We start from the raw sequence: 4,274 nt of genomic DNA, 5'->3' as shown, positions 1-4,274 counted from the left end.
TTTGAAGTGGTGGCTGTAACTCGCCTTTATACAATTGAATAAATTCTTTGATGATAAGATTGGTTGAGATACCATCAGAAATAATATGATGTATATCAAATAACAGCACATAGTAATTCTTACGAATTTCAATTAATCCAATACGTAATAACGGTGCCTCTTGTAAATTAAATGGGCGTACGAAGCGCTCGATATGCGTTTCTATTTCTTCTTTGTCAGCTTTTATCTTTTCGATCACAAACGCCACATCAGGGTGTATGTGCTGTACTGGTTCCCCTTGAATCATCTCAAAGCTTGTCCGTAATGATTCATGTCGTTGAATTAAGTTTCGGAATGCTTCCTCTACACAACCAGCATCAAGCTCTCCTTTTACTATCATTGCACCCGGCATATTGTAACTTAATTCTCCACCTTCTAGTTGACTCAAAATATACATACGTTTTTGTGCCGAAGAGACTGGATAATATGTTCTTCTTGATGCCATTGGAATAGACAAGTAAGTCTCTTCCTTGATACTAGTAATGAATTCAGCCATTTGTTCCACTGTCTGGTATTTGAAAACATCTCTTACCGTAACATTGATGTTCATCTGTTTATGAATCTTAGATACAAGCGTAGTTGCCCTTAATGAATGCCCACCAACATCAAAGAAGTTGTGTTTAATCCCAATATGTTCATTGAATAGAACCTCTTTCCATATCTCAATCAACTGTTTTTCTACTCTTGTACGAGGTGCAACATACTCTATACCTGTTTGTAAATTCCCTTCTGGCTCAGGTAATGCTTTACGATCGACCTTGCCATTTGGTGTTAATGGCATTTGCATGAGCTGTACAAAGTAAGATGGAATCATATAGTCTGGTAACTCTTGTGACAACTCCTCTCGGAGTTGTGCCACCGTTAAGCTTTCATCTCCGATAAAATATGCGTACAATTGTATCAATCCATCAATGCTTTCTCGTGCAACAACAACTGCCTCTCTAACTAACTCCACTTTCTCAAGTGCCGATTCAACCTCACCTAACTCAACTCGATATCCCCGAATTTTCACTTGATGATCAATTCTACCAATATACTCAATATTTCCATCTGGTAACCATCTTGCCAAATCACCAGTTCTATACATACGTTCTCCTGGGATAAAAGGATTTTCTACAAATCTTTCCTTTGTTAGATCCGGCCGATTTAAATACCCTCTAGCCACACCTACTCCTCCAGTGTATAGTTCCCCAACAACTCCAATTGGTTGTATTTCTAATTTGTCATTCAAAATATACATCTGAGTATTTAAATTTGGCTTCCCAATAGGTATATTTTCATATTTTCCTGCTTCTAAACAAACAAAACTTGTAACTTCCACAGTAGCTTCTGTTGGTCCGTAAGTATTGTATAGTAACGTACCGTTCGGAACAGTAAGTACTTTATGGAATTTGTCTGCCAAATGAGCTGACAGCTTTTCTCCCCCAACTGATACATATCTCAAAGAAGTTAAAGTTTCAACATTCGAAAAACTCTCAATATATTCTACGAATGCTTGTAACATAGATGGAACAAACTCAAGATGTGTCACTTTATAATTTTGTATAGCCCTTACCAAGGTAGCAGGGTCTTTTTCTCCACCAGGTTCTAATAAATATAAACGTGCACCCTTTATCAACCCCCAAAAAAGTTCCCATATAGAAGCATCACTTGAAATAGTTGATTTTTGTAATACTATATCCTTTTCATCTAATAAGGTTCTTGCCTCTAGAGTTTGAAGGAAATTTAAAACAGAATGATGTTCTATCAGCACTCCTTTAGGTTTTCCAGTAGATCCCGATGTATAAATTACAAATACTAATCCACTAGGTCTAGTTGATATCTCCAAATTTGAATCGTCTTTGTTATATATGGACATATCATCCAAATCAATAACTTTCCCTTTAAAAAATACATGTCCTTGTAAATGCTGTTGTAATAACAATATGTTAGTACCGGAATCTTCCAATATATATTCAATGCGCTCTTTTGGATATTCTGGGTCAAGCGGTACATAAGCACCACCTGCTTTTAATATTCCAAGTATACCGACAATTAGTTCTATCGAACGTTCTACCATAACTCCAACTAATTGATCTTCCTGTACTCCTTCATTTCTTAATATTCGCGCCAACTGATTTGCTCGTGCATTGAGCTCACGATACGTCAATTGCTGATTTTCAAATACCACCGCAACATGATTCGGTGTACGCTCCACCTGTTCTTCGAACAATTGATGGATAGTCTTCTCACGCGGATATTCAGCCGCTGTATCATTAAACATTTCGAGAATCTCTATTTTCTCTTCTGCTGTTACCAATTCCAAATCTTGTATACAAGTTTGTGGGTTATTTACAATCTGCTTGATAATTTGAATCAAATGACCACGAACTCGTTCTATACTAGCACTATCATACACATTGGTATTGTATTCAAATTGTACCTGCATCTCTTCTCCAGGAATAACAGTAACGTTAAAATCATAATTCGTTTGTTCAGTCATACTTACATTTTTTATCATAAGATCTATTTCACTACGATTTTCGCTATGCTCCAATTGTTGTTCTAAAGGATAGTTTTCAAACACCATAATATGGCTGATTAAATCCTGCTTTTGTTCTGTTTGTGCCTGTATTTCATACAACGGATAGGTATCGTACGCATGCGTGGCTATCGCCTGCTTCTGATTTCTTTTCATCACTTCTACAAAAGATTCTTCCGCTTCACAACGAATACGCACAGGAATTGTGTTAATAAATAACCCAATAATATTTTGTACACCCACTATTTCGGATGGTCTTCCTGAAACCACACTTCCGAAGACAACATCTGTACTGTTGTTATATCTCTGTAATAATACACCCCATGCTGTCTGCATTAACGTATTCAAAGTGACTTGGTTACTATTCGCGACTTGTTTCAATTGCTCGGTCAATTTCTGACCAAGATTCCAAACCAAGTTACCTAAAGCATAACTTTCATTCTCTCTACTAGAAGGAACCCTTGGCAACACTGTTTGCCCTTCATATCCCTCTAAATAATCATTCCAATACTGCGATGATTCTTCATAATCTTGTGCCTCTAACCATTCAATGTAGTTACTATATGGTGTTACTACAGATAAATTAGGTTCTCTTTGTCCCTGAATTGCATAGTAAGTCTCAAAGATATCCTTTGTCACCAGTGGGATACACCAACCATCCATTAAGATATGGTGGAAACTCCAAATAACATGGTATGTTTGCTCATTAGTACGTAAAATTGCCATACGCATTAATGCATCTTCAGCAAGATTAAATCCTCTTTCTTTATCTGCAGCGGTATACTTCTTTATCCACTCTTCACGTGATGATTCTTCCATTTCCTGAAGATCTTCAAAATGAAAATCAACTTCTCGATTTCGGTATACAATTTGTAACGGCTCATCATTCCCTATATTTACAAAGTTCGTTCGGAATATGGCATGTCTTTGTATCAACTGTTTTAAGCTTCGAACGAACGCTCCTATATTCATGCTTCCTTCAATATCAAACGTTGTTTGCTCAAAATAAGCTTTCGATTGTGGATTCATCAAGCTATGGAATAACATACCTTTTTGCATTGGAGTTAGCGGGTACACATTTTCAATTTCGCCTATGTGCATAGTTTCTTCTACAATAAAATCTAATGTTTCTATTGCCATCCCCTTGAAAATAATATCACTCGGTGTAAGTTCCGCTCGTTCTTTCATTACGCAATGTTCAATAACTTCCTGTAAACTCACTTGCAGTCCATTAGCCAATTTTTTTATGGTCTCTCTTTGGTATTGCTTTCTACTGTAGTTAATATCTAATGATAATTTCCCACCAGATATCATGCCATTGATATCAAGTACATATGATCTTACATTTTGCTTACTTTGAGGTTCACCACTTGAATAAGAAGACGGCTGCATCGCAGTGTTCTCTAAATCTTGATCAAACTGTCCCAAATAGTTGAAGCTAATCTCTGGCTTCAATGTAAAATCCTGCTTTTCTTGATTTTCAGATAGATATTTTAAAAGGCCATATCCAATCCCTTTATTCGGAGTTTTACGTAAACCTTCTTTAATACTCTTAATCTGGTAAGAAAGATCAGCCTTTGCCTCAATCGGTAAAACTACTGGATATTGACTCGTAAACCATCCTACTGTACGAGTAATATCAAGATCCGAAAGAATAGACTCTCGTCCATGTCCTTCTAAGTTCACTACAATGTTTTCCATTCCTGTCCACTTA

1 protein-coding gene is annotated in these 4,274 nt (G+C 36.6%); it reads right to left on the bottom strand.

What is annotated here, in order from left to right; all coding sequences use genetic code 11:
- Positions 1-4,261 (bottom strand): amino acid adenylation domain-containing protein (locus ACTFP3_RS30030; protein ID WP_440012077.1); only part of this gene is annotated, 4,261 nt, incomplete at its 3' end.
- Between the last annotated feature and the right edge of the window lie 13 nt (positions 4,262-4,274).

The organism is Bacillus cereus group sp. MYBK5-2 (genome assembly GCF_051915685.1).
Classification (GTDB): domain Bacteria; phylum Bacillota; class Bacilli; order Bacillales; family Bacillaceae_G; genus Bacillus_A; species Bacillus_A cereus.
The sequence above is the reverse complement of the archived record's forward strand: the minus strand, read 5'-3'. Positions and strand labels throughout refer to the sequence as shown.